A 22,646-nucleotide genomic window follows, 5' to 3' on the forward strand; every position below is an offset into this window, starting at 1 on the left:
TCAGGAGCTGAACAGCAGGGTGAGACCCCCGACGGTGTAGCCGACCATCAGCACGAGGAGGGGTACCTGGCCCAGCACGGCGGCCCGGCGGGGAAACAACGAGACGGCCCGCTCGTGGGCGGCGACGACGCCCAGCACGTGGCCGGTGATGATGGCGACGACCTGGATGCCGGCCACGAGCCCGGGCGCGATCAGCGACGCCGACGGGGTCACGCCTGCAGTTCCGAGCCAGTTCGCGCCGGTCCCCAAGGGGTCTGACATCTTGGCGAGGCCGTTGGTGCCCTCCCAGACCCACAGCGACCAGTAGTGCGCGACGAGGTACCCGGCCGCGATCGGGATGAGCGAAGGCGCGAAGGCCGAGGCCACCCCGCGCACGCTGACTCCGGCGAGCCGCGCGGAGAGGACGGCCGCGGCATACAGGGTGGCGGCGACGACGAGGCTGAACGCGACCAGCGCACCGGTCTCCCACACCCTGGCCGGGAGGCTGGAGGACTGGACGAAGGTGTACCAGCGGGTCTCTCCCGAGAAGCCGTCGTAGGCAGTCGTCCCGAGCATCACCGAGCAGACCGCCAGCAGTCCCGGTGCGGCGCCGAGCTCGAGCGGGCCGTGCAACGGGGTGCGCAGCACCCATCGACGGTCGGCCCGCCGCCCGAGCGGGCTGAGGGTTCCGTAGAGAGAGGACCACGCGGTGAACGGGTCGCCGCGACGCAGGTAGGGAGCGCCGAACGCCATCGCCAGCACCAGGCTGAGGACGAGGTAGCCGAGGATCGCCACCCGCAGCACGGGAAGGTCCGCGTTGTTCGGTGCGATCAGCTCCAGCCAGGCGAAGGCGAGCAGTCCCGTTGCCGCAGGCCAGTACCCGAGCCGGTACTCGGCGAGCGCGAAGTCCGGCTCGATCCGCAACAGGGCCAGGATCCCACGGTGCAGCCAGCGCACGGGGTTGACGAGGCGCCAGACGCCGCCGAAGACCATCGAGATGAAGGCCAGCCCCACCCACAGCCAGACGTAGACGACCGACGGCACCGGGTTGTTCGCGTTGTCCTTGCCCAGGCTGAGTGCCAGGAGCGTCCAGCCGGTGATCGTCAGGGACGCGATGACGAACAGTCCGCGCACCGCCGCGCTGTCGAGGGCCAAGGCGAGCATCATCGGCAGCAGTCGGCCGTCCTCGGGCCGCAGCCTGGGCTGTTTCCACAGGGCGCCGAGCGCCACGAACGACACGACGAGCGCCAGACCCGCGCCGATCAGCAGGAGGGTGAACGGCAGCGGAAGGTCCTCGCGGGACCCGACCCCGTGGGCCGGCAGCGCGGCGAGTGCTGCCAGGGTCACTTGACGGCGATCTTAAGCAGGCGCAGCTCGGGGTGGTGGGTCTCGACGTCGTAGACGCCTGGCTGGGCTCCGGTGACGGTCACGGAGAGCGGCTTCCCGGCGACCAGGTCCTTCTCGATCTCGAACCCGTGGAGGTGCAGCTGGTCGGCGTGGTCGCTGGTCACGGTCAGCGTGAGCGACTCGCCGACGCCGAGGTCGACCGTGGTCGGGGGTGGCGACACCTTGTTGCCCGTCACCGTGATGTCGATCGTGCGAGCGGCGGTGCTCGATTCGCTGGACGTGCTCGAGGACGACGAGCTCGACGACGAGCTCGACGACGAGCTGCTCGTCGTGCCCACGACCGGGTCGTCGCCGGCCCCACCGCAGGCGGTGAGGGATGCGGCGAGGGCGAGCCCGGCGGCATACGAAATGGGCCGGCGCAGAGTCATCTTCGTCACGAACCTGAGTCTAAACAGCGCCATCTGACACGATGAGCGGGTGCCTGACCGCCTGAACTCCCTCGACGCGTCGTTCCTCTACCTCGAGGAGGCGACCACGCCGATGCACGTGGGTTCGGTCATGGTGTTCGACCCGCCGAGCGACGGGTTCGACTACGACCGGCTCGTGCAGCTCATCTCGACGCGGATCGCGTTCGTGCCGCGCTACCGCCAGCGGATCCGCCAGGTCCCCGGGCGGCTCGCCAACCCGGTGTGGGTCGACGACGAGAACTTCGACGTGACCTACCACGTGCGCCGCTCAGCGCTCCCGAAGCCGGGCAACGACGAGCAGCTCCAGGAGTTCGTCGCCCGGATCCAGCCGCGGGCCCTCGACCGCAGCAGGCCGCTCTGGGAGGTCTACCTCGTCGAGGGGCTGGACGAGGGCCGCTTCGCCATCGTCACCAAGTCGCACCAGGCCCTCGTCGACGGCATCAACGCGGTGGACATCGCGCACGTCATCGTCGACGGCGACCCGGCGGCCGAGGGGCTGGTCACCGACACCTGGCGCCCGTCGCGTGAGCCCAGCGACATCGAGCTGCTCACCGGCGCCCTCGTCGATGCGGTGCGTCGTCCGAGCGAGGTCGTCGAGAACATCCGCGGCGGCATCGTCGACGTCAAGGCCGTGGGCACTCGCGCCCTTACTGCCGCAGGCGATGTCGTGGCGACGCTGGCTCGCACCGCCGCCAGGCCGGCGCCGCACTCACCGCTCAACGCCTCCGTGGGCGAGGCGCGTCGCTACGTGATGATCGGCACCGACCTCGAGGACTACCGCAAGGTTCGCAGTCGGCTGGCGCGCGGCAACTACGCCGACGACGTCGCCATCAACGACGTGGTGCTCGCGACCATCTCGGGCGCCTTCCGCACCTGGCTGCTGACCCGGGGCGAGTCCGTCCACTCGGGCACGACGGTCCGGGCGATGGTGCCGGTCAGCGTCTACGACGCGGACGCACGACACCTCGGCAGCCGCCTCACGGCCTGCTTCGTCGACCTTCCCGTGGGCGAGCCGGGTCCGTCCATGCGGCTGCACCAGATCGCGTTCGCGATGCGTCAGCAGATGGAGGGCGGCCAGGCGGTCGGTGCCGAATCGCTTGCAGGACTGGCAGGATTCGCGCCCCCAACCCTCCACTCGCTCGGCGCACGCCTTGGCTCCGCCATGTCGCGACGCCTGTTCAACGTCGTCATCACCAACGTCCCCGGACCCCAGCACACCTTGTATGCCGGTGACGCGCGGATGTTGTCCACCTATCCCGTGATGCCGCTCGCCAAGGGTCAGGCGCTGTCGATCGGGCTGACGTCCTATGACGGCGGGGTCTACTACGGCCTCAACGCCGACCGCGACTCGATGCCCGACATCGACGTGCTCGGGCAGAGCATCGTCGACTCCCTCGGTGAGCTGCTCGACAGCCACCGGTCCAAGGCGCGATGACCAGCTCCCGCCCAGGCGCCGCGCGTTCCGGCAGCAAGGGTCCGCGCCGAGGTCTGGTGCTCGGTGGCGGTGGCGTGCTCGGTGCCGCCTGGATGGTCGGGGCGCTCAAGGCGCTCGAGGACGAGCTCGGCGTCGACGCCCGCGAGTTCGACGAGTTCGTGGGCACGTCGGCCGGTTCGGTGCTTGCCGGTCTCCTCGCCTCCGGTGTCTCGGTCTCGGACCTGCTCGTGCACCAGCTCGAGGGTGCCATCGGCCTGGGCCCCTTGGCGGGATACTCCTGGGACTACGAGAAGGACACCGGTGGGGACCGTCCCGGCCTGCCCAAGGTGGGGTTCGGATCGCGAGAGCTGTTGCGGCGCAACGCCCTCAACCTGCGGCACCTGCCGCCCACGGCGGTCCTGTCGGCCATCCTTCCCGAGGGTCGCGGCAGCATCGAGGCGGTCGGCGCCCTCGTCGGCCACGTCGTGCCGCGCGGATGGCCCAAGCGGTCCGGACTCACGGTCGTCGCCCTCGACTTCGACACGGGGGAGCGGGTGGCGTTCGGTCGGGCGGGTTCTCCGGTGGTGGACCTCTCGGCAGCGGTGATGGCGTCGTGCGCCATCCCTGGCTGGTACCAGCCGGTGCGGATCGGAGAGCACCGGTACATCGACGGCGGTGCCTGGTCGTCCACCAACCTCGACCTGATGACCGGCCTCGGGCTGGACGAGGTCTACGTCCTCGCGCCGCAGGTCAGCTTCGTCCGCGACGCGCCGACCCACTGGCGCACGCGGGTGGAGCGCCAGTGGCGCAACCGGGTGACCCTGCGGGTGCTGCGCGAGCTGGCCAAGGTCCACGGCGACGGTGCCGAGGTGACGGTGCTCGGTCCCGGCGAGGAGGACCTCGAGGCGTTCGGCTCCAACCTGATGGACGTCAGCCGCCGCCCCAGGGTCATCGCCACGTCCCTGCGCACCTCCGCCGTCGCGCTGCACGACCCTGCCCCCCTGCCCGACCGGTCCGCCTTCGAAGATGTTGGATGAGAGAACAATGACGCAGACCCGGATCTACGTGCCGCTCCTCCCCGACGCCTTGCGTCGGCTCGCCGCCGAGCGGCAGATCGGGCCCGCGCCGGTCGCCGCCTTCGGCGTCACCGAACGCGTCGAACGTGCCGACCCGACCGGCCTGGAGGAGGAGTGGGAGTATGCCGCGCTGACCGAGGCCGTCGAGGCCGCGGCCGGGCTCCAGGGCACCAGTGTCGCCAAGCGGGTGGTGGCCGCCGCCGACGTCGACCCGGGGTCGGTGTCGACCGACGGTGCTCGAGAGGGCCTGGGGGCGGTGACCGTGTCGACCCCGGTGCCGCTGTCGCGGATCGTGTCCTTCCACCTCGACGAGACTGCTGGCGACCAGGGCATGGAGGACCTCCTCTGGTACGACGCCACCGAGCTCGACGAGGTGCTTCGCCTCCTCTGACGGGGTCGGCACGGCTGGGCGGATACGGAAAACGCTGGTTCCACGGGCCGTCCGACCACCCCGATGCTCGTGGCAGGGAGTCGGGAGGCGATGTTTTGGGCGACGCGGAGCGCCAGTCCAGGCTGTCCGAAGCCATGGCCGCAAACCTCGCAGGCTCGACGATCCCGCACGTCGTCGTGATCCTCCCCGCCTTCAGCCTGGCCGACAGCCTCCTGGCGCACTACGCAACCCGCCTCGGCGCCTACGAGCACCGCTACCTGCTCACCGCCCTGATGATCCCCAGGATTCCCGGCTGCGAGCTGGTGTTCGTGACCTGTCAGGCCCCGGAGCCCGAGGTCCTCGAGTACTACGACCGCCTCGGGTCGCCTGACCGCCCGGGGGGCATGCTCGAGCGGCTGCACGTCGTCACCGTCAACGACCACACTGCGCGCGGCGTGTCGGCCAAGCTGCTCGACCGGCCGGACGTCATGCAGCAGCTGCGCCGGCTGACCGAGGACCGACTCACCGTGATCGAGCCCTGGAACGTCACCGACACCGAGCTCGAGGTGGCGCGGGCGATCGGGGCGCCGATCAACGGCACCGATCCAGGGCTGTGGCCGCTGGGCTTCAAGAGTGCCGGGCGCAGGCTCTTCCACGAGGTCGGCGTGCCCACGCCGGCCGGCATCGAGGACGTCCACGACGTGGCAGGCGTTGCCCGGGCGGTCGCGGAGATCCGCCGGACCAGACCCGAGCTCTCGTCCGTGGTCGTCAAGCACGACAACAGCGGAGCAGGTGACGGCAACGTCGTGGTCGCCGTCCGTGACGCGTCCGGCCACGCCATCGAACCCGCCGATCTCGTCGTCGCGCTCGAGCAGTCCCTCCCGCCGTGGTACCTCGCCGACCTCGACGCCGGTGCAGTGGTCGAGGAGCTGCTGGTGGGTCGTCGCGTGCAGAGCCCCAGCGCCCAGGTGGACGTCCTGCCGGACGGCTCCGTGCGCGTGGTGTCGACCCACGAGCAGATTCTCGGTGGCGACAACGGTCAGGTCTACTCGGGCTGCCGCTTCCCGGCGGACCCCGCCTACGCCGCGCGGCTCGGCGAGTACGCCGTGGCCGTGGGTAGGTGGCTGGCCGACCGGGGAGCCCGTGGTCGGCTCGGCATCGACTTCCTCGCGGTGCGGCGCCGGGGCCAGTGGGACGTGCATGCGCTGGAGGTCAACCTGCGCAAGGGCGGCACCACACACCCGTTCGCCGCCCTGCGCCACCTGGCGCCGGGGACCTACGACGCCGCGACCGGGACCTACGACCTGCACGATGGGACCGGCCGGCGATGCTACCGCTCCTCGGACGGGTTCATGGACCCGTCGTGGACCAGCCTCAGGCCGAGACAGGTCATCGACGCGGTCGCCGCTGCGGGCCTGGAGTTCGACCCGGTCCGACGAGTCGGTGTCGTCCTGCACATGCTCAGCTGCCTGCGCGTCGACGGCAGGCTGGGGGTGACAGCCATCGCCGCCGATCCCGGCGAGGTCGAGCGCCTCTATGGGGCGACCGAGCAGGTCGTGTCGTCCCTCGTGAAAGCCTGACGCGTCCTCCGAACAACGGGGGATCGGGCCGACGCTCAGAACTGGTCGGCGAGCCAGGGGTCGACCAGCGCGTGGAAGGCCTCGGGCACATCCCGGCGGACGCAGTGGTCGGCGTCCAGCACCTCGATCCGCACGTGCGGGTTGCCGATCGCCTTCGCACGCAGTCTGATCGGCTCAGGCAGCAACGTCGAACGCTCGCCGATGACGACCAATGTCGGCACCTCGATCGCAGCGACGAACTCCTCCCACGGCCGCGTGAAGGAGGCGACTCCGAGGCCCAGGAAGTCGAGGTCGACCTCGGTCTTGGCCTGCGCCCACGGGGCGAACTCCTCCTCGGGCCAGGTGGGGTTGTCCTCCCGACCCTGGGCGAGCTGGCCCTGGGGGTCGTCGACGAAGGCCCGACAGTCTGCGATCCGCTCGGCGACGACAGACGGGCCCTGCACCCGGAGCTCGGGGTCGCGCCAGGCGGGCTCCTCGAGGACTGCGGCCCGCACGAGGTCGGGGCGGCGAGCGGTCAGGGCTGTCGCGATACCGCCACCCATCGAGTGCGCCACGAGGGCCACGGGACCACTGGCCGAGGCGAGGTGCTCCAGCGTCGCGAGCGCGGCGGCATACATGTGCTCGATCGGGTCCTCGGAGGCGCGCTGCTCCGGCGTGAAGCGTGGGGAGCGGCCGTGGCCGAGCAGGTCCAGCCCGACGACGCGGTAGCTGGGTGACCAGCGGCGCACGGCATCGGGCCAGCAGTCGGCGGAGTCGCCCAGCCCGTGCAGCAGCACGATCGTCGGGGTGGCTGGGTCGGCGGATCCGGACCAGCGGTAGGCGAGGTCGGCGGCGTCGAGGGCGGGCGGCATACGTGACACCATAGGTGGGCGCTGCGCTGCCCCAGAGAGCTGTTTGGACTGCAGCCGCGCCCGAGCCACCGAAGCGACCCCGAGGAGCCTGCCCACATGGATGCCGTCACCCAGGTGCCCGTCCCCGTCAACGAAACCGTCCTGGACTACGCGCCGGGCAGCCCCGAGCGCGCCTCGCTCGAGGTCGCCCTCGCAGAGCTGGGCAGCGCGAGCATCGACCTGCCGCACACCATCGCCGGCAAGCGGGTCATGGGGGCGGGCAAGAAGATCGAGGTGCGGCAGCCGCACGCCCGGCGCAAGGTCCTCGGCACGATGCGCAACGCCACGGTCGGCGACGCCCAGTCGGCGGTCGACGCGGCGAAGGCGGCGGCCCCCGGGTGGCGCGCCCTGTCCTTCGACGACCGGGCGGCGATCCTGCTCAAGGCCGCCGAGCTGCTGTCCGGACCGTGGCGGGCCCACCTCAATGCCGCGACGATGCTCGGACAGTCCAAGACGGCCTACCAGGCGGAGATCGACGCGGCCTGCGAGCTCATCGACTTCTGGCGGATCAACGTGCACTTCGCGCGCCAGATCCTCGCCGAGCAGCCTCCGCTGAACTCCAAGGGCATCTGGAACCGCACCGACCACCGGCCGCTCGAGGGCTTCGTCTACGCGATCACGCCGTTCAACTTCACGGCCATCGCGGGCAACCTCCCCACCGCACCGGCCCTCATGGGCAACACCGTCGTGTGGAAGCCGAGCCCGACCCAGCAGTTCGCCGCCAACCTGACGATGGCGCTGCTCGAGGCAGCGGGCATGCCGCCCGGGGTCATCAACATGGTCACCGGCGACGGCCTCAACGTCTCGAAGGTCGCGCTGGCGGACCGTGATCTCGCCGGCATCCACTTCACCGGTTCGACCCCGACGTTCCAGCACCTGTGGCAGGAGGTCGGCGCCAACCTGCCGAACTACCGCACCTACCCGCGCCTGGTGGGCGAGACCGGAGGCAAGGACTTCATCCTCGCGCACCCGTCGGCCGACCCGGATGTGTTGCGGACAGCCATGATTCGCGGTTCGTTCGAGTACCAGGGCCAGAAGTGCTCGGCCGCCTCACGTGCCTATGTGCCCCGGTCGCTGTGGAAGAAGATCAAGGCAGACCTGGTGTCGATCACCAATGGCCTGACCCAGGGCGACGTCACTGACCTGTCCAACTTCATGGGTGCGGTCATCGACGAGCGGGCCTTCGCCAAGCACAGCGCCGCGATCGACCGGGCCCACGCGACTCCCGGCGTGGACGTCGTCGCCGGTGGCACCTACGACGACAGCGAGGGCTGGTTCGTCCGCCCGACCGTCCTGGAGATCGACGACCCCACCGACGAGTCGTTCCGGACCGAGTACTTCGGCCCGATCCTGTCGGTGCACGTCTACCCGGACCGCCAGTACGACAAGGTGCTCGACCAGATGGAGAGCTTCGCGCCGTTCGGCCTGACTGGCTCGATCATCGCCCAGGACCGCATGGTCATCGCCGACGCCACGCACCGGTTGCGCTTCGCCGCGGGCAACTTCTACGTCAACGACAAGCCAACGGGTGCCGTCGTCGGGCAGCAGCCGTTCGGTGGCGGACGCGCGTCGGGCACCAACGACAAGGCCGGCGCGGCCCAGAACCTCCTGCGGTGGACGAGCGCGCGCTCGATCAAGGAGACCTTCAACCCGCCCACGCAGCACGCCTACCCGCACATGGGCTGAGGACTCGCCAACACACGGAAGGGCTTGGAACCGTTGTGGTTCCAAGCCCTTCCGTATGCCGCGCGCGGACACGCGGCGTTCCTCACCGCTAGCGGGCGAGCCATTCCTGCGCGGTCGTCGCCTCGATGTCGATGGCCTCCTCGATCGGCGGGGCGGCAGCCTTCTCGATCTTGCCGCCGATGAGCGGGACCTTGGCCTTGAGCTCGGCCTCGAGCTGCTCGACCGTGCCCGCCCCTCCAGGAGCGATCGCCAGCGTCCCCGTGAGGGCGATCGGGGCCCCGGCAACGGCCATGGCGACGGTGCCGCGGCGGCTCCCGTCGGGCCCTGCCGGGCCCCAGTCCTGGGTCTCGGTGACCTTGAGGGTCTCGCCCACCATCGACTTGGCGAAGTCGGGCAAGCCGTCGCTCGGCAGGATGCGCATGGTCGTGATGACGGTGTGGTCCCCGACGGTCTCGACGCCTGCGGAGTGCTTGATGGCTGCCGTGGCGGCGCACTTCGCCTCCTGGAACTTCACGTCCGACAGGACCGCGAACACCTCCTCCGGGCTGGCGGCGTACTCGATCGACTTGGCGATCTTCATGCGTCTTCTCCTGTCGCGGGTCTGTGCCCGCCGTGCGGCGGACGTCGCGTCGTCAGCGTAGCCACGTCATCGTGAGGACCGCGACGACACCAGCCGCAGACGCACGGGCTGACCGGGGACGAGCTGGGCGGCTGCGTCGGCGGAGCGGGACGTGAGGACTCCGACGACGGGGTAGCCACCGGTGACCGGGTGGTCGGCGAGGAACAGAACTGGATGCCCGTCGGCCGGCAGCTGCACGGCTCCGCGGACGACGCCTTCGCTGGGCAGCTCTCGGCCCTCGAACCCGGCCGCACGGCTGAGGGTGGGGCCGTCCAGACGCACCCCGACGCGGTCACTCGCGGCGTCCACGAGCCAGGCGGGTTCGGTGAGCGCGGCGAGGTCGCCGAGCCAGTCGCTCCGGGGTCCCGGTGCCAGGTCGAGCGTCGCGGTGCCGGCAGAGGGCACGACCACGGGGGCGACGTCGACGAGGGGTTCGCCCGCAGTGAACCCGACCGGGAGCAGGTCGCCCTCCCGAAGTGGGGCCGGGCCGATGTGGGAAAGCGTGTCGTACGAACGGGATCCGAGGACCGATGACACTGTGATGCCGCCCCGGACGCTGACATAGCTGCGAACGCCAGCGGTCGGGGGCCCGACCGTCAGGACCGAGCCGTCGCGCACCAGGAACGGCGCGGCATACCCGACGGGGGTCCCGTCGACGGTGGCCGGGCCCGGCGCACCGGTGAGGACCATGGTGACGCTGCCGTGCGCCCGCAGGGTGAGCCCGCCGTGGTGGCACTCCAGCGCGGCGCGGTCAGTGGGTTGGCCGAGGAGCCGCGCGCCGAGCGTGAAGGCGCCCAGGTCGGCCGCGCCCGACGGGCCCACGCCGAGCGATGCCAGGCCCGGCCGGCCCAGGTCCTCGACGAGGGTGAGCGGCCCCGGCGTCACCACCTCGAGGCGGGCGTATGCCGGGTGCCCGCCTTCCGTCACCGGTCGCCTCCGGCGTCGACGAACCTGACGAGCAGCCCAGGTCGCAGCAGCGCCGGGGGTTCGCGGTCGAGGTCCCACAGCACCTCGTCGGTGTGGCCGATCAGCTGCCACCCACCGGGGGAGGACCGTGGATAGACCCCGCTGAACTCGCCGGCCAGTCCGACCGCGCCGGCCGGGACCCGGGGCCGAGGGGTGGCTCGCCGCGGGACGTCCAGCCGCGGGTCGCCGTCGACGAGGTAGGCGAAGCCGGGGGCGAACCCGGCGAAGCCCACCCGCCAGGGCCGACCGGTGTGGGCGCTCACGACCTCGTCGGGCGTCAGGCCGGTGAGCCGGGCCACGTCGTCGAGGTCGGGCCCGTCGTAGTGCACCGGGATCTCGACGACGTCGCTGTCGTCGGCGTCGGTCAGCACCGACTCCGACGGCAGCTTCGGGTCCCCGGTCCGCGCCGGGAGGCGGTCCGCTCCGGCCAGGAGGCGGTCGACCTCGGGGCGCACGCCGGCGAGGTCACGGGCCGAGGCCGTGACGAGCAGGAGGGTCCGTGCCCCGACCACGGCGTCGAGCAGACCGGGTGGCCGTTCCCGGACCCACAGGTGGTGGTGCAGTGCGAGCACCTCGTCGAGGGAGTCGAGCTCGACGAGGACCGCGTGCTCGCCGCTCGGCAGCACCCGCCCGTTCACGACGTCCTAGCCGGCGACCGCGACGAACGGCGCCAGCCTCACACCGGCGGCCTCGAGACCGGCGCGGACCGCGGTGGCCATGGACACCGCTCCGGGGCTGTCGCCGTGGACGCAGAGCGAGGCTGCGTCGATCCGCAGCGGCGCTCCATCGGCGGCCTCGACCTCGCCGGTGACGACCAGGCGCACCGCCCGCGCCGCGACCGTGTCGGGGTCGTGCAGCACGGCTCCGTCGCGGCTGCGCGGGACGAGGCTGCCATCGGACAGGTAGGCGCGGTCGGCGAAGGCCTCGGTGACGGTCGGCAGCCCGGCGGCGTAGGCCAGGCCGAGCAGCACCGAGCCGGGCAGCCCCAGAAGCGGCAGCGACGCATCGACCCTGCGCACGGCCTCGACCACGGCGGCGGCCTGGGCCTCGTGGTGGACGAGGGCGTTGTAGAGCGCCCCGTGGGGTTTGACGTAGCGCACGACGGTGCCGGCGGCCAGGCAGATGCCCTGCAGCGCACCGATCTGGTAGATCACGTCGGCCATGAGGTCAGCGGGATCGACGTCGATGAACCGGCGACCGAACCCGGCGAGATCCCGATAGCCCACCTGCGCCCCGATGACCACGCCGCGTCCGGCGGCCTGTTCACAGACCCGGAGCAGCCCGCGAGGGTCACCGGCGTGGAAGCCGCACGCGACGTTGGCACTCGTGACCACGTCGAGCATCGCCTCGTCGTCGCCGAGGGTCCACCGCCCGAACGACTCCCCGAGGTCTGCGTTGAGGTCGATCGTCGTCATCGGCGCAGCGCTTCGGCGTGGGCGGCGAGCACGCCGTGCGACTCGCGCAGGGTCGTGGCAAGCCGTTGGCGGCGCTGCCCGACCATGGCGGCGACCGCGTCGAGCTGGGCCTGCAGCTGCTCGCGCTGGGCCTCCTGGCGGGCACTCGTCGTGCCGTCCGCGAGACCGCTGACGCCCCAGGCGGGGACGAGCTCACCGTCGGCGACGCGCAGTCCTGCTGCCTCGGCGCGGTCGATGAGCAGGCGGCGTTGGGCGATGGCTTCGGCGAGGTCGCTGGCATGGGCCTGGAGGGCCGAGCCGATCCCGTCGGCCTCGCGGGCCGCCGCCGCCGCGGCGGCGTCGAGTAGGTCGACGCGACGTCGGGCCGGCACGAGCGCCGCTCGCGGGCGGGCGCCCTCACCAGCCTCGAAGGAGTCCTGGTCGAAGGCGTCGTGGGCCGCTCGGCCCGCGGTGCGCAGCCGCGTGGCCAGCCGCCGCAGGGTGCCGCCGAGCTGGGAGCACGACGCCGGGTCGCCGATGACCGTGCTCGTCACCGGGACACCTCACCGAAGGTGCGGGTCGACGTGCGTGACCCGTCGGCGTCGGACCCCGAGCCACCCACGTTCAGCGCCGCGACCCGCAACACGTCGGCCAGGTCGGATGCCGTCGCGTCGATCTCTCGCAGCAGGTCGGCTGCCTGCTCCACCCAGGCGTCGAGAGCCGACTGCGTCTCACGGTGGCCCACCTCGGGGAACTGCGCGAGAAGCTCCTCCGCACCCTGTCCTGCGCACTCGCGCAACGGCCCCAGGGCCGCGCCGAGGGAGCGGAGACGGTCGGGATCGGCCGGAGCGGGCGGCATACCCATCACTGTAGTGAAGGCATGGCAACGGCCCCCGGAGATACCCACATGCTTGGAAGTGGGCACTCCGGGGGCCGTTCGTCACGAACTGAGTCCGATCAGTACCAGTGCTTCCGGCCACCGATGGCCCGACCGGTGCCACCCAGGACGGCCAGCACCAGCCCGACCACGATGAGGATGGCGCCAATGGTCACGAGGACCTTGAGGCTGGCGACCAAGAGGCCGAGAATCAGCAAGACGATGCCGAGGATGATCACGTGGAGCTCCTTCTGTTCGTGTTATGCAAACACCCCACCTCACCATAGATTCCGAAAAAACACACCTTGACCTGCGCAAACAAGCGGTGCGAGAGGCTGGTGGGGCGGGGTGTGCCGCGTGCGTGCGACGAGCGCTAGTCTCGGTTGCGGCGCACATCGTGGTGCGGCCACGTGCATGACGATCCACCGTGCATGACGAACCACCGAGCATGACGATCCACGTGAGGGTGAAGTCGACAGCCATGTCCGTGTCGTTGGAGCAGTCCCGTCAGCAACTCCTGCACACCGCCGCAGAACGCGCGGACCACGGGGGTGGTGAGGCGGTCGAGCAGTTCCTGCGCACCTACTACCGACACGTGGCCACCGAGGACCTGCTGGCGCGGGCGCCCGAGGACTTGCTGGGTGCGGCGATGGCGCACCGGGAGCTGGCCCAGGACCGCCCGGTCGGCACCGCCAAGGTCGAGGTGTTCAACCCCGAGGTCGAGGAGCAGGGCTGGGCCAGCGGCCACACGGTCGTGCAGATCGTCACCGACGACATGCCCTTCCTCGTCGACTCGGTGAGCGCCGAGCTCCAGCGGATGGAGCGCTCGGTGCACTTGGTCGTGCACCCGACGATGCGGGTGCGCCGGAACGCCACGGGTGAGCTCGAGGAGCTCGTGCTGGGTGACGCAGACGCCGCGTCAACCGCGGGGTCCTACGGCTCGGGCGACGGCGGTTTCGGGTTGGTCCGCGAGTCGTGGATGCACCTGGAGATCGACCGCGACAGCGACCCGGCACAGCGCGCCGAGGTCGCCGAGGGGCTGCGCCGCGTGCTGGGCAACGTCCGCGAGGCGGTCGAGGACTGGCCCAAGATGAAGGCCACCTGCTCGCAGGTGGCCAAGGACCTGGTGGACTCCCCGCCGACCGGCATCCCCGACGACGAGGTCGAGCAGGCCCACGGGCTCCTCGAGTGGCTCGCCGACAACCACTTCACCTTCCTCGGCTACCGCGAGTACGCCCTGGAGCGCGGCTCCGACGGCGACCGGCTCGAGGCCGTCCAGGGCACCGGGCTCGGGCTGCTGCGCTACGACCGCCCGGGCGACGGCGTGCTGCTGAGCGAGCAGGCCAGCGTCGTGGCGCGGGCCCGTGAGCTGCTCATCATCACCAAGGCGAACTCGCGGGCGACCGTGCACCGCAACACCTACCTCGACTACGTGAGCGTCAAGCAGTTCGACGTCTCGGGTGAGGTGACGGGGGAGAAGCGCTTCCTCGGCCTGTTCACCTCCAGCGCCTACACCGAGTCGGTGACCCGTGTGCCGGTGTTGCGCGACAAGGTCTCCGCGATCTTCCAGCGCACCGGGTTCCTCCCCGACTCGCACTCGGGCAAGGACCTCCTCGAGGTGCTCGAGAACTACCCGCGCGACGAGCTGTTCCAGGCCGACGAGGAGGCGCTCTACGACAACGCGACCTCGGTGCTGCACCTGCAGGAGCGCCGCAAGACCAAGCTCTTCCTGCGTCGCGACCGGTTCGGCAGGTTCGTGTCCTGCCTCGTCTACATCCCGCGCGACCGCTACAACACCGCGGTGCGACTCAAGATGGAATCCATTCTGCGGCAAGCCTTTCCGGGTGCCACGGTGGACTTCACCACCCGGGTCTCCGAGTCCGTGCTGGCGCGGCTGCACTTCGTCGTCCGCGTACCGGCGGGCGAGTCGATCCCGCCGATCGACGAGGCTGTGCTCGAGCGCCAGCTCGTCGACGCGACCCGCACGTGGGACGAGGACCTCAGCGAGGCCGCCCGCACCGAGCACGGCGAGGAGGCGGCTGCGCGCCTGACGGGTCTCTATGGCCGCGCCTTCCCCGAGGCCTACAAGGAGGACTTCACCTCCCGCATCGGAGTGGCCGACATCCGGCACATGGACGCGCTCGAGGGCGACGACTCCACCGGGCTCAACATGTACCAGGAGCCCGGCGCCCCGGCCAACGAGCGTCGCTTCAAGCTCTACCGCCGCAGCCCCCTGTCGCTGACCCAGGTGCTGCCGATGTTCACCCACATGGGGGTCGAGGTCGTCGACGAGCGGCCCTACGAGATCTCGCGCGGCGACGGCGTGAACCTCTGGGTCTACGACTTCGGCCTGCGGGTCCGCAACGACAAGGTGTGGTCCGGTGACGGAGGTCGCGACCGGTTGCGCGAGCTGTTCCAGGACGCGGTCGGCGCGGTGTGGCGCGGCCAGGCGGAGTCCGACGGGTTCAACGCGCTCGTCCTCGGGGCCGGGCTGACCTGGCGCCAGGTCGTCATCCTGCGCACCGTCGCCAAGTACCTCCGCCAGACGGGCTCGACCTTCTCGCAGGACTACGTCGAGTCCGCGCTCGCGTCCAACCTCAAGCTCGCGGGCAAGCTCGTGGCCCTCTTCGAGGCCCGTTTCGACCCGAGCCGGTATGCCGGTGAGGCAGGTCCCGAGCGCGAGGCTGCGCAGAGCGCGTTGTGCGACCAGATCACCAAGGACCTCGACGACGTCAAGAGCCTTGACCACGACCGGATCATCCGCGCGTTCCTCGGCGTGATCACGGCGACGCTGCGCACGAACTTCTACCAGGCCGACGCGTCGGGCGCGGACAAGACCTACGTCTCGATCAAGCTCAACCCCAAGAAGGTCCCCGACCTGCCGGCTCCGAGGCCGCAGTTCGAGATCTTCGTCTACTCGCCGCGCGTCGAGGGTGTGCACCTGCGGTTCGGGCCGGTTGCCCGGGGCGGGCTGCGCTGGTCGGACCGCCGGGAGGACTTCCGCACCGAGGTGCTCGGGCTGGTCAAGGCCCAGATGGTCAAGAACGCCGTCATCGTGCCGACCGGGTCCAAGGGCGGTTTCTACGCCAAGCAGCTGCCCGACCCCACGGTCGACCGGGACGCCTGGCTGGCCGAGGGGATCGGGTCCTACAAGGTCTTCATCTCAGGGCTGCTCGACCTCACCGACAACCGCGACGGGTCGCAGATCGTGCCCCCTGCCTCGGTGGTGCGGCACGACCCCGACGACTCCTACCTCGTGGTCGCCGCCGACAAGGGCACGGCGACCTTCTCGGACATCGCCAACGGCGTGGCGCAGTCCTACGGCTTCTGGCTCGACGACGGGTTCGCGTCGGGCGGGTCCGCCGGCTACGACCACAAGGCAATGGGCATCACGGCCCGCGGGGCCTGGGAGTCGGTCAAACGGCACTTCCGCGAGATGGGCCATGACACCCAGACCAAGGACTTCACGGCCGTCGGGATCGGCGACATGTCGGGCGACGTCTTCGGCAACGGCATGCTGCTCTCCGAGCACATCAGGCTGGTCGCTGCCTTCGACCACCGTCACATCTTCATCGACCCCGATCCCGTCGCGGCGACGAGCTTCCCGGAACGCCAGCGGCTGTTCGACCTGCCCCGCTCGTCCTGGGCCGACTACGACACGTCGCTGATCTCCGCGGGCGGAGGGGTGTTCGACCGGTCCCTCAAGTCGATCGCCATCACCTCGGAGATGACCGCGGCGCTGGGCCTGCCCAAGGACGCCACGTCGATGACCCCGGCCGCGCTGATGAAGGCGATCCTCCAGTCGCCGGTCGACCTGTTGTGGAACGGCGGCATCGGCACCTACGTCAAGGCCGCCAGCGAGGTCAACGCCGACATCGGCGACCGCGCCAACGACCCGATCCGCGTCGACGGTGGGCAGCTGCGCTGCAAGGTCGTCGGCGAGGGCGGCAACCTCGGCCTCAGCCAGCTCGGCAGGATCGAGGCGGCCCTGCACGGTGTGCGGGTGAACACCGACGCGATCGACAACTCGGCAGGCGTCGACACCTCGGACCACGAGGTCAACATCAAGATCCTGCTGACCGCACTCGTCAAGGCTGGCGACATGACGCTCAAGCAGCGCAACACGCTGCTCGCGTCGATGACCGACGACGTCGCCCACCAGGTGCTGCGCGACAACTACGAGCAGAACGTGCTGCTCGGCAACGCCCGTGCCCAGGAGCACCCCATGCTCCCGGTCCACCAGCGGCTGATCCACTGGCTGGAGGAGCGCGGCGACCTCGACCGTGCCCTGGAGTTCCTGCCGACCGACACCGAGATCGACCGCCGGTTCGCCGACGGCCTGGGCCTGAAGTCGCCGGAGTTCTCGGTGCTCGTGGCCTACGCGAAGCTGGCTCTCAAGGAGGACCTGCTCCCCTCGGAGCTGCCCGACGACCCCTGGTTCCAGGCGACCCTGACCGAGTACTTCCCCGCCGCCCTGCGAGAGCAGTTCGCCGGCGAGCTCGCCGAGCACCCGCTGCGGCGCGAGATCATCACCAACTCGGTGGTCAACTCGATGGTCAACCGGGGTGGCATCACGTTCGCCTTCCGTGCCATGGAGGAGACCGGCGCGACGCCGGAGCAGATCGCCCGGGCCTTCGTGGTCTGCCGCGAGATCTTCGACCTGCCGGGCTTCGTGCACGAGGTCGAGGCCCTCGACAACGTCGTGTCCACCGATGTGCAGAGCCAGCTGTACCTCGAGTTCCGGCGGCTGATCGACCGGTCGATGCGCTGGTTCCTCACCTCGCGGCCCTCGCGCCTCGACGTCGCCAACGAGGTGGCCCGGTTCGGCGAGGTGGTCGGCCAGTTCGCCCCGCAGATCCACGACCTGCTCAAGGGTGCCGAGCTCAAGCGCTTGCAGCGCAACGCCTCGAGCCTGGAGAAGCTCGGTGTGCCTGAGGCCCTGGCGCTCAAGTCCGCGAGCCTGCTCGACCAGTTCTCGCTGCTCGACATCGTCGACATCGCCACCGACACGGGGGAGGCGCCGACCGACGTGGCACCCCTCTACTTCGTCCTGTCCGAGAGGTTCGGCATCGACGCGATGCTCACCCGCGTCACCAACCTGCCGCGTGACGACCGGTGGGACGCGCTCGCGCGCGGCGCCCTGCGCGACGACCTGTATGCCGTGCTGGAGAGCCTGGTGCGCTCCGTGATCGACGCGTCGACGTCGGGCGCGACACCGGTGGAGCGCTACGAGCAGTGGGCCAAGGCCAACGCGGAGAGCCTGGCCCGCGCCAAGACTGCTCTGTCAGGCATCGAACGGCTCGACAAGCCCAACATCGCCGCGCTCTCGGTCGCCCTGCGCACGCTGCGCTCGGTGATCCGCTCCGGGGCAGCCAGCTCCTGACGGCTTTGCCGAACCGACAGCCCTGCCCGGGTCCTAGGGGCTCAGGGCGCTGACGACCTGCCCGACGACGACCACCGCCACGCACAGGGCGGCGAAGCCGAGCACCACCCACAGGCACCCCATGCCGGGACGGGGCTGCTTGGTGAACCCGATGTTGCCCCTCGCGAACTGGTGCAGGGGCGAGGCGTACCAGACCTCGACGACCTGACCGGGGGCCACGGTCGTGTCGAGGGACGCCTGGCCGTAGGTCCGCATCCACTGGGCCTGCATGTCGAGGTGGTTGGGCCCGGCGTAGACGGGCAGGTCCTGGGTGCCGTAGCGAGTGGGCACGGGGTATCCGTTGATGCGGAGCGTGGGCGTGAGGGCGTTGCTGGTCATCACGTTGCCCTGGATCGTCAGCCGGATGGTGCCCAGCGACGCGGCCGGCGGAACGGGAGGCTGGTCGGTCATGGTCCGCGAGACTAGGCGGAAATGGACGGCGATGTGGCGTGATCGTGCGGTTAGGGTGACCCGGGTGACCGCTGAGCTGACGAAGTACCAGGTGGTCCTGGTGACCCGCTACCCGGTGAAGTCCATGGGTGGCGAAACCCTGTCGACCGTTGAGGTCGGGCGCGAGGGGCTGCTCGCCGACCGCGAGTACGCCGTCTACGGCGCCGACGGCAAGCTGGCCAGCGGCAAGCACACCCGGCGCTTCCGCCGGATGGACCCGGTCTTCGAGCTTGCTGCCGTCAAGCTCGGCAGCGACACCGTGGTGCGGTTGGCCGACGGGAGGGAGGTCCTTGTCGGGCAACCGGATGCCGACGCGGTGCTGTCGGAGCACTTCGGCGAGCCGGTCACCCTGCGACGCGAGACCGACGTGATGCACCAGGACCAGGCGCAGCTGTCCATCGTGGGCAGCGCCACCCTCGCCGAGCTCGGTCGTCACGAGGGTGACGGCCGACCTCTGGACCCGCGGCACCTGCGCGCCAACATCGTGGTTCGGACCGATCAGCCGTATGCCGAGGAGTCGTGGGTCGGGCGCGAGGTCGCCATCGGGACGGTGCGGGTGCACGTCGCCGAGCCGATCGAGAGGTGCCGCATGGTCGGGGTGGCGCAGGTGGGCCTCGCCGCCCGCGGCGGCATGCTGAAGGCGATCAGCGACCACCACGACCTCAACGCGGGTCTGTACGCCTCGATCCTCCACCCCGGCACGATCTCGGTGGGGGATCCCGTCACGCTCGCCTGACCCTGCAGCCGACAACCCGGAAGTCGCCGGCCCCGCCCGACCCGAACCGATGAGCACGGTGCGAGCCGGGCGGGCGCACCGTGGGTGGCAACGTCTCGCCGATTAGGCTTCCCGCGTGCCCACCCTCAACGAGGTCCTCCAGTCAGCGACCGACCTCGCGCCCGCCGAGGTCGAGTGGCTGCAGCTGCTCGTCGGTGACTGGCAGCTCATCTCCGACCTGTCCTTCGCCGACCTGGTGCTGTGGGTGCCGGGCGGGATCGAGGGCTGGCTCGCCGTCGCCCACGTCCGCCCGACGACTGGACAGATGGTGTTCTTCGAGGACGTCGTGGGCCGTCGCACGCATCGCGGGCGGCAGTCGCTGCTGGACCAGTCGTACCTCGACCTCCGCATCGTCCGCGAGAAGGACCCGATCTTCCGCGACGACATGCCGGTCCGCGAGGAAGCCATCCCCGTCGTGCGCGGAGGGCGTGCGCTCGCGGTGATCACGCGGCATACCAACCTGGCGGCGATGCGGACGCCGAGCCGTCTGGAGCTGACTTACCAGGCGCTCGCCGACGCGTTGGCGCGGATGATCGCGGCAGGGGAGTTCCCCAACACGGCAGCGCCCACCGGGCAGCGGCGTGGCGCGCCGCGCGTGGGGGATGGCGTCATCCGGCTCGACGTCAACGGGATCGTGTCCTACGCCAGCCCGAACGCCCTCTCGGCCGTCCACCGCCTCGGGCACGTCGGCGACGTCATCGGCGAGCTGCTGGCCCAGGTCGTGGCTGACCTCCTGCGAGACGAGTCACCGGTCGACGAGTCGCTGGCGCTCGTCGTGACCGGGCGGGCGCCGTGGCGCACCGAGGTGACCTCGCGTGGCGCGAGCGTCTCGATGCGCGCGATCCCGCTCACCGAGGGGGGGCACCGGATAGGCGCGCTGCTGCTGCTGCGCGACGTGTCCGAGCTGCGGCGCCGCGAGCTCGAGCTGCTCACCAAGGACGCGACCATCCGCGAGATCCACCACCGCGTGAAGAACAACCTCCAGACCGTCGCGGCGCTGCTGCGGCTCCAGGCGAGGAGGCTGCCCGAGGGAGAGGCCGGTCGGGTGGCACTCGAGGAGGCGGTGCGACGCGTGGGGGTCATCGCGCTGGTCCACGAGACGCTGAGCGCGGGCTTCGACGAGACGGTCGACTTCGATGACATCGCGGTGCGAGGGCTCCAGGCCATCACGGAGGTGGCCAAGGTCGAGCACCCGATCACCTCGGCGGTGCAGGGGTCGTTCGGCACGCTGCGCGCCGAGGACGCGACCGCCCTGGCCATGGTGCTGTCCGAGCTGGTCCAGAACGCCGTCGAGCACGGCCTCGCCGAGACCGGTGGAGGCACCGTCGAGGTCGAGGCCCACCGCACGACGGACGACCGCGGCGACGAGCTCCTCACCGTGACGATCACCGACGACGGGGTGGGTCTGCCGGGCGACTTCAGGCCGGGTGGCTCGGGGCTCGGCACCCAGATCGTGCAGTCGCTCATCCAGGACCTGCGGGGCCGGATCACCTGGGAAGCAGCAAAGCCGCACGGGACGCGGGTGCGTTTCATCGCGCGGCTTCGGCCACTGGGGAGGGAGCTCGCCTGACGGCGGTCCCTGTTCTGTGCAGTTGTGGGGGTTGTGTGGTGCGGCCGACGTGAGTCGGTGGAGGAACGCTCGGGTCAGCCGGCGCGACGGGCGCGCGCGTTGCGGCGCTTGAGGGCGCGGCGCTCGTCCTCGGACATGCCGCCCCAGACGCCGGCGTCCTGGCCGGACTCGATGGCCCACTTGAGGCACACGTCGACAACGGTGCAGCGTCGGCACACAACTTTTGCTTCCTCGATCTGGAGGATCGCCGGGCCGGTGTTCCCGATCGGGAAGAACAGCTCAGGGTCCTCGTCGAGGCAGGCAGCGCGGTCGCGCCAGTCCATGAAGATCGTGCTCCTTGCGGTGACAGGGGGGTTCGCGTCCGTGTGGTGGGCCCTGGGTTGCGGACCTCACGGCACGGACGCGTCATTGCGGGGTGTGCGGGGTCGTTCACCTGAGAGTCAGGGCCGACCGGCAAGACTAGCCGACCCATGTCCACACAGGGAGAAACACGTGCGCACCCATTTTGGTGGGGTGGACGCACTTCTGCCAACGGGTTGCCGGGTGTTTCTGTTCCAGCCTCACAGATCGGGCTCAGTTTCGGGCGTCTGAGCACAAGATATCGCCCGTGTAACAGTGAGGTGTTGGTCACATGTCGGACTGAGACGGCCCGCAAGGGCCATTTCGCGCGTCCGAATCCCGGTCATCCGCGCCCAGCGGGTGGCCTCGACAGCCCACGTGTGGCATGGCCGGCCCCCTGTTGGCTGACCTGAGGGCACGTTCGGTATGCCGCGTGCGCGCCGTCCGCGCGCGGGCCTAGCCTGAGTCCCGTGACCAGTCCGGCCCCTGCCCCGTCCCGCCCTCGCGACGTGTTCCGCTCTGTTGCTGCAGGGGTGTGCGCCGTGCAGGTCGTGACGCTGCTGGGGTTCGTCGTGTTCTACCTCTGGGAGCTGACCCAGGACTCAGCCGGCGACGTCACGCGCGTGGTCATGTCAGCGTTGTTGATCGCCGTCTTCGCTGTCGGGATCGCAGCCATGGCCCGGGGCTGGCTGCGCGGCGACAACTGGCCGAACACCCCGACCGTCGTCTGGAACGCGCTGCTGCTCCCCGTCGGCTGGAGCCTCGTGCAGGGTGGTCGAGGCCTCGTGGGTGCGCTCGTCATCGTCGTGGCGCTGGTCGGCATCGTGGCGGCGATCCGGGCCAGGACGACGGACTCCGAGGACACCGAAGACCTCTCGACGGACTGAGCCGGCCGTGCCACGGCCGGGTCGGGCCGCGCCCGGGCAGGTCCGAGCCCGGCCGGTCCGAGCCTGGCTCAGACGGCGTCAGGCGCCGGCGTGATGCGCAGCATGACGCGCTGCGGGGCGCCGCGGCGGAGCAGCCGCTCGATCCCCATGACGAGGCGGTACTCGAGCCCGTACTTGGCGCCCATCACCTCATCGAGTCGGGTCGTCGCGTGACTGCCCTCCACGACCTCGGCCATGCCTGCCACCGGCGGGACGGAGTTGTCGATGGTCCCGCGACGGCTGGACGGCTGCAGCTCGATGCGCTCGTCGTTGCGCACCCGCTTGACCTTGCCACTGCCGCTCGGCGTGGTCACGACGAGCGTGTCACCGTCGCGGCCGACCCACACGGTGGTGGGCACGCCTTCGCCAGACTTGCGGAACGTGGTGAGGGAGACGAACTTCTCGTCGCCGAGGGCGGCCAGGTCAGGGGTGAGAGTCACCTCCTGACCCTAGTCCGGACCCGCCCCGCGCGCAGGGCGGGCTCGTGCCGCGGCGAGCT

22 protein-coding genes are annotated in these 22,646 nt (G+C 70.6%); 9 read left to right on the plus strand and 13 right to left on the minus strand.

Annotation, left to right across the window (positions count from 1 at the left end; genetic code table 11):
• Nucleotides 1-1,326, minus strand: coding sequence for a hypothetical protein (locus AC1DWP_RS13775; protein ID WP_477615040.1), 1,326 nt, complete (start codon nucleotides 1,324-1,326; stop codon nucleotides 1-3).
• Nucleotides 1,323-1,754: a cupredoxin domain-containing protein gene (locus tag AC1DWP_RS13780; RefSeq protein ID WP_477615309.1), complete on the minus strand. Its 432-nt coding sequence runs from the start codon at nucleotides 1,752-1,754 to the stop codon at nucleotides 1,323-1,325. The genes AC1DWP_RS13775 and AC1DWP_RS13780 overlap by 4 nt, the downstream gene beginning before the upstream one ends.
• Nucleotides 1,755-1,803: 49 nt before the next feature.
• On the opposite strand from AC1DWP_RS13780, the gene AC1DWP_RS13785 reads away from it, so the two are divergent.
• From AC1DWP_RS13785 to AC1DWP_RS13800, 4 genes are all read left to right on the plus strand, one after another.
• Nucleotides 1,804-3,228 carry a WS/DGAT/MGAT family O-acyltransferase gene (locus AC1DWP_RS13785; protein ID WP_477615041.1) on the plus strand — a complete coding sequence of 475 codons (1,425 nt, stop codon included), beginning with the start codon at nucleotides 1,804-1,806 and terminating at the stop codon, nucleotides 3,226-3,228.
• Nucleotides 3,225-4,244, plus strand: coding sequence for a patatin-like phospholipase family protein (locus AC1DWP_RS13790; protein WP_477615042.1), 1,020 nt, complete (start codon nucleotides 3,225-3,227; stop codon nucleotides 4,242-4,244). Before AC1DWP_RS13785 ends, AC1DWP_RS13790 begins: the two co-directional genes overlap by 4 nt.
• A gap of 7 nt (nucleotides 4,245-4,251) precedes the next feature.
• Entirely contained in the window at nucleotides 4,252-4,674 is a 423-nt protein-coding gene (locus AC1DWP_RS13795) for a DUF6912 family protein (RefSeq protein WP_477615043.1), read from the plus strand.
• A gap of 134 nt (nucleotides 4,675-4,808) precedes the next feature.
• A complete protein-coding gene (locus tag AC1DWP_RS13800) occupies nucleotides 4,809-6,233 on the plus strand; it encodes a peptide ligase PGM1-related protein (RefSeq protein WP_477615044.1) in 1,425 nt (474 codons plus the stop codon).
• Nucleotides 6,234-6,268: 35 nt separating this feature from the next.
• Here the strand turns inward: AC1DWP_RS13800 and AC1DWP_RS13805 are convergent, their stop codons facing one another.
• Nucleotides 6,269-7,084 carry an alpha/beta fold hydrolase gene (locus AC1DWP_RS13805; protein WP_477615045.1) on the minus strand — a complete coding sequence of 272 codons (816 nt, stop codon included), beginning with the start codon at nucleotides 7,082-7,084 and terminating at the stop codon, nucleotides 6,269-6,271.
• A 96-nt stretch (nucleotides 7,085-7,180) separates the two neighbouring features.
• Between AC1DWP_RS13805 and pruA the strand changes: the two genes are divergently transcribed.
• Nucleotides 7,181-8,809: an L-glutamate gamma-semialdehyde dehydrogenase gene (gene pruA, locus AC1DWP_RS13810; RefSeq protein ID WP_477615046.1), complete on the plus strand. Its 1,629-nt coding sequence runs from the start codon at nucleotides 7,181-7,183 to the stop codon at nucleotides 8,807-8,809.
• A gap of 88 nt (nucleotides 8,810-8,897) precedes the next feature.
• Here pruA and AC1DWP_RS13815 read toward each other — a convergent pair whose 3' ends face one another.
• From AC1DWP_RS13815 to AC1DWP_RS13845, 7 genes are all read right to left on the minus strand, one after another.
• Nucleotides 8,898-9,389 (minus strand): DUF2505 domain-containing protein, encoded by a 492-nt coding sequence (locus AC1DWP_RS13815; RefSeq protein ID WP_477615047.1) that lies wholly within the window; start codon nucleotides 9,387-9,389, stop codon nucleotides 8,898-8,900.
• A gap of 66 nt (nucleotides 9,390-9,455) precedes the next feature.
• Nucleotides 9,456-10,355, minus strand: a complete 900-nt coding sequence (locus AC1DWP_RS13820; protein WP_477615048.1) for a 5-oxoprolinase subunit C family protein — start codon at nucleotides 10,353-10,355, stop codon at nucleotides 9,456-9,458.
• Entirely contained in the window at nucleotides 10,352-11,032 is a 681-nt protein-coding gene (locus tag AC1DWP_RS13825; RefSeq protein ID WP_477615049.1) for a 5-oxoprolinase subunit B family protein, read from the minus strand. Before AC1DWP_RS13825 ends, AC1DWP_RS13820 begins: the two co-directional genes overlap by 4 nt.
• A gap of 6 nt (nucleotides 11,033-11,038) precedes the next feature.
• Nucleotides 11,039-11,809, minus strand: a complete 771-nt coding sequence (locus AC1DWP_RS13830; protein WP_477615050.1) for a LamB/YcsF family protein — start codon at nucleotides 11,807-11,809, stop codon at nucleotides 11,039-11,041.
• Complete coding sequence (locus tag AC1DWP_RS13835) at nucleotides 11,806-12,342, minus strand: hypothetical protein (protein ID WP_477615051.1); 537 nt, start codon at nucleotides 12,340-12,342, stop codon at nucleotides 11,806-11,808. The genes AC1DWP_RS13830 and AC1DWP_RS13835 overlap by 4 nt, the downstream gene beginning before the upstream one ends.
• Nucleotides 12,339-12,647 (minus strand): hypothetical protein, encoded by a 309-nt coding sequence (locus AC1DWP_RS13840; RefSeq protein WP_477615052.1) that lies wholly within the window; start codon nucleotides 12,645-12,647, stop codon nucleotides 12,339-12,341. Before AC1DWP_RS13840 ends, AC1DWP_RS13835 begins: the two co-directional genes overlap by 4 nt.
• A gap of 98 nt (nucleotides 12,648-12,745) precedes the next feature.
• The gene (locus tag AC1DWP_RS13845) at nucleotides 12,746-12,904 is read right to left on the minus strand and encodes a DUF6131 family protein (protein WP_170212756.1); all 159 of its coding nucleotides are present in this window, start codon (nucleotides 12,902-12,904) and stop codon (nucleotides 12,746-12,748) included.
• Nucleotides 12,905-13,113: 209 nt separating this feature from the next.
• On the opposite strand from AC1DWP_RS13845, the gene AC1DWP_RS13850 reads away from it, so the two are divergent.
• Nucleotides 13,114-18,048: an NAD-glutamate dehydrogenase gene (locus tag AC1DWP_RS13850; protein ID WP_477615053.1), complete on the plus strand. Its 4,935-nt coding sequence runs from the start codon at nucleotides 13,114-13,116 to the stop codon at nucleotides 18,046-18,048.
• Between the two features lie 33 nt (nucleotides 18,049-18,081).
• Here the strand turns inward: AC1DWP_RS13850 and AC1DWP_RS13855 are convergent, their stop codons facing one another.
• The gene (locus tag AC1DWP_RS13855; RefSeq protein WP_477615054.1) at nucleotides 18,082-18,498 is read right to left on the minus strand and encodes a hypothetical protein; all 417 of its coding nucleotides are present in this window, start codon (nucleotides 18,496-18,498) and stop codon (nucleotides 18,082-18,084) included.
• Nucleotides 18,499-18,562: 64 nt separating this feature from the next.
• On the opposite strand from AC1DWP_RS13855, the gene AC1DWP_RS13860 reads away from it, so the two are divergent.
• Both AC1DWP_RS13860 and AC1DWP_RS13865 read left to right on the plus strand, forming a co-directional pair.
• The gene (locus tag AC1DWP_RS13860; protein ID WP_477615055.1) at nucleotides 18,563-19,273 is read left to right on the plus strand and encodes an MOSC domain-containing protein; all 711 of its coding nucleotides are present in this window, start codon (nucleotides 18,563-18,565) and stop codon (nucleotides 19,271-19,273) included.
• A 115-nt stretch (nucleotides 19,274-19,388) separates the two neighbouring features.
• Nucleotides 19,389-20,882: a sensor histidine kinase gene (locus AC1DWP_RS13865; protein WP_477615056.1), complete on the plus strand. Its 1,494-nt coding sequence runs from the start codon at nucleotides 19,389-19,391 to the stop codon at nucleotides 20,880-20,882.
• A gap of 74 nt (nucleotides 20,883-20,956) precedes the next feature.
• On the opposite strand, the gene AC1DWP_RS13870 is transcribed toward AC1DWP_RS13865, so the two are convergent.
• The gene (locus AC1DWP_RS13870) at nucleotides 20,957-21,205 is read right to left on the minus strand and encodes a WhiB family transcriptional regulator (protein WP_477615057.1); all 249 of its coding nucleotides are present in this window, start codon (nucleotides 21,203-21,205) and stop codon (nucleotides 20,957-20,959) included.
• Between the two features lie 486 nt (nucleotides 21,206-21,691).
• Here AC1DWP_RS13870 and AC1DWP_RS13875 point away from each other — a divergent pair, with 486 nt between their 5' ends.
• A complete protein-coding gene (locus tag AC1DWP_RS13875; RefSeq protein WP_477615058.1) occupies nucleotides 21,692-22,108 on the plus strand; it encodes a hypothetical protein in 417 nt (138 codons plus the stop codon).
• 68 nt (nucleotides 22,109-22,176) lie between these two features.
• On the opposite strand, the gene AC1DWP_RS13880 is transcribed toward AC1DWP_RS13875, so the two are convergent.
• On the minus strand, nucleotides 22,177-22,587 hold the full coding sequence (locus tag AC1DWP_RS13880; protein WP_477615059.1) for a PPOX class F420-dependent oxidoreductase: 411 nt from the start codon (nucleotides 22,585-22,587) through the stop codon (nucleotides 22,177-22,179).
• Between the last annotated feature and the right edge of the window lie 59 nt (nucleotides 22,588-22,646).

The organism is Pedococcus sp. P2_F6 (genome assembly GCF_056403675.1).

Coding starts and splice junctions, on each gene's coding strand:
- AC1DWP_RS13780 (WP_477615309.1), bottom strand. CDS start 1,754: ATGACTCTGCGCCGGCCCATTTCGTATGCCGCCGGGCTCGCCCTCGCC.
- AC1DWP_RS13790 (WP_477615042.1), top strand. CDS start 3,225: ATGACCAGCTCCCGCCCAGGCGCCGCGCGTTCCGGCAGCAAGGGTCCG.
- AC1DWP_RS13795 (WP_477615043.1), top strand. CDS start 4,252: ATGACGCAGACCCGGATCTACGTGCCGCTCCTCCCCGACGCCTTGCGT.
- AC1DWP_RS13800 (WP_477615044.1), top strand. CDS start 4,809: ATGGCCGCAAACCTCGCAGGCTCGACGATCCCGCACGTCGTCGTGATC.
- AC1DWP_RS13805 (WP_477615045.1), bottom strand. CDS start 7,084: ATGCCGCCCGCCCTCGACGCCGCCGACCTCGCCTACCGCTGGTCCGGA.
- pruA (WP_477615046.1), top strand. CDS start 7,181: ATGGATGCCGTCACCCAGGTGCCCGTCCCCGTCAACGAAACCGTCCTG.
- AC1DWP_RS13815 (WP_477615047.1), bottom strand. CDS start 9,389: ATGAAGATCGCCAAGTCGATCGAGTACGCCGCCAGCCCGGAGGAGGTG.
- AC1DWP_RS13830 (WP_477615050.1), bottom strand. CDS start 11,809: ATGACGACGATCGACCTCAACGCAGACCTCGGGGAGTCGTTCGGGCGG.
- AC1DWP_RS13840 (WP_477615052.1), bottom strand. CDS start 12,647: ATGCCGCCCGCTCCGGCCGATCCCGACCGTCTCCGCTCCCTCGGCGCG.
- AC1DWP_RS13850 (WP_477615053.1), top strand. CDS start 13,114: ATGACGATCCACGTGAGGGTGAAGTCGACAGCCATGTCCGTGTCGTTG.
- AC1DWP_RS13855 (WP_477615054.1), bottom strand. CDS start 18,498: ATGACCGACCAGCCTCCCGTTCCGCCGGCCGCGTCGCTGGGCACCATC.
- AC1DWP_RS13870 (WP_477615057.1), bottom strand. CDS start 21,205: ATGGACTGGCGCGACCGCGCTGCCTGCCTCGACGAGGACCCTGAGCTG.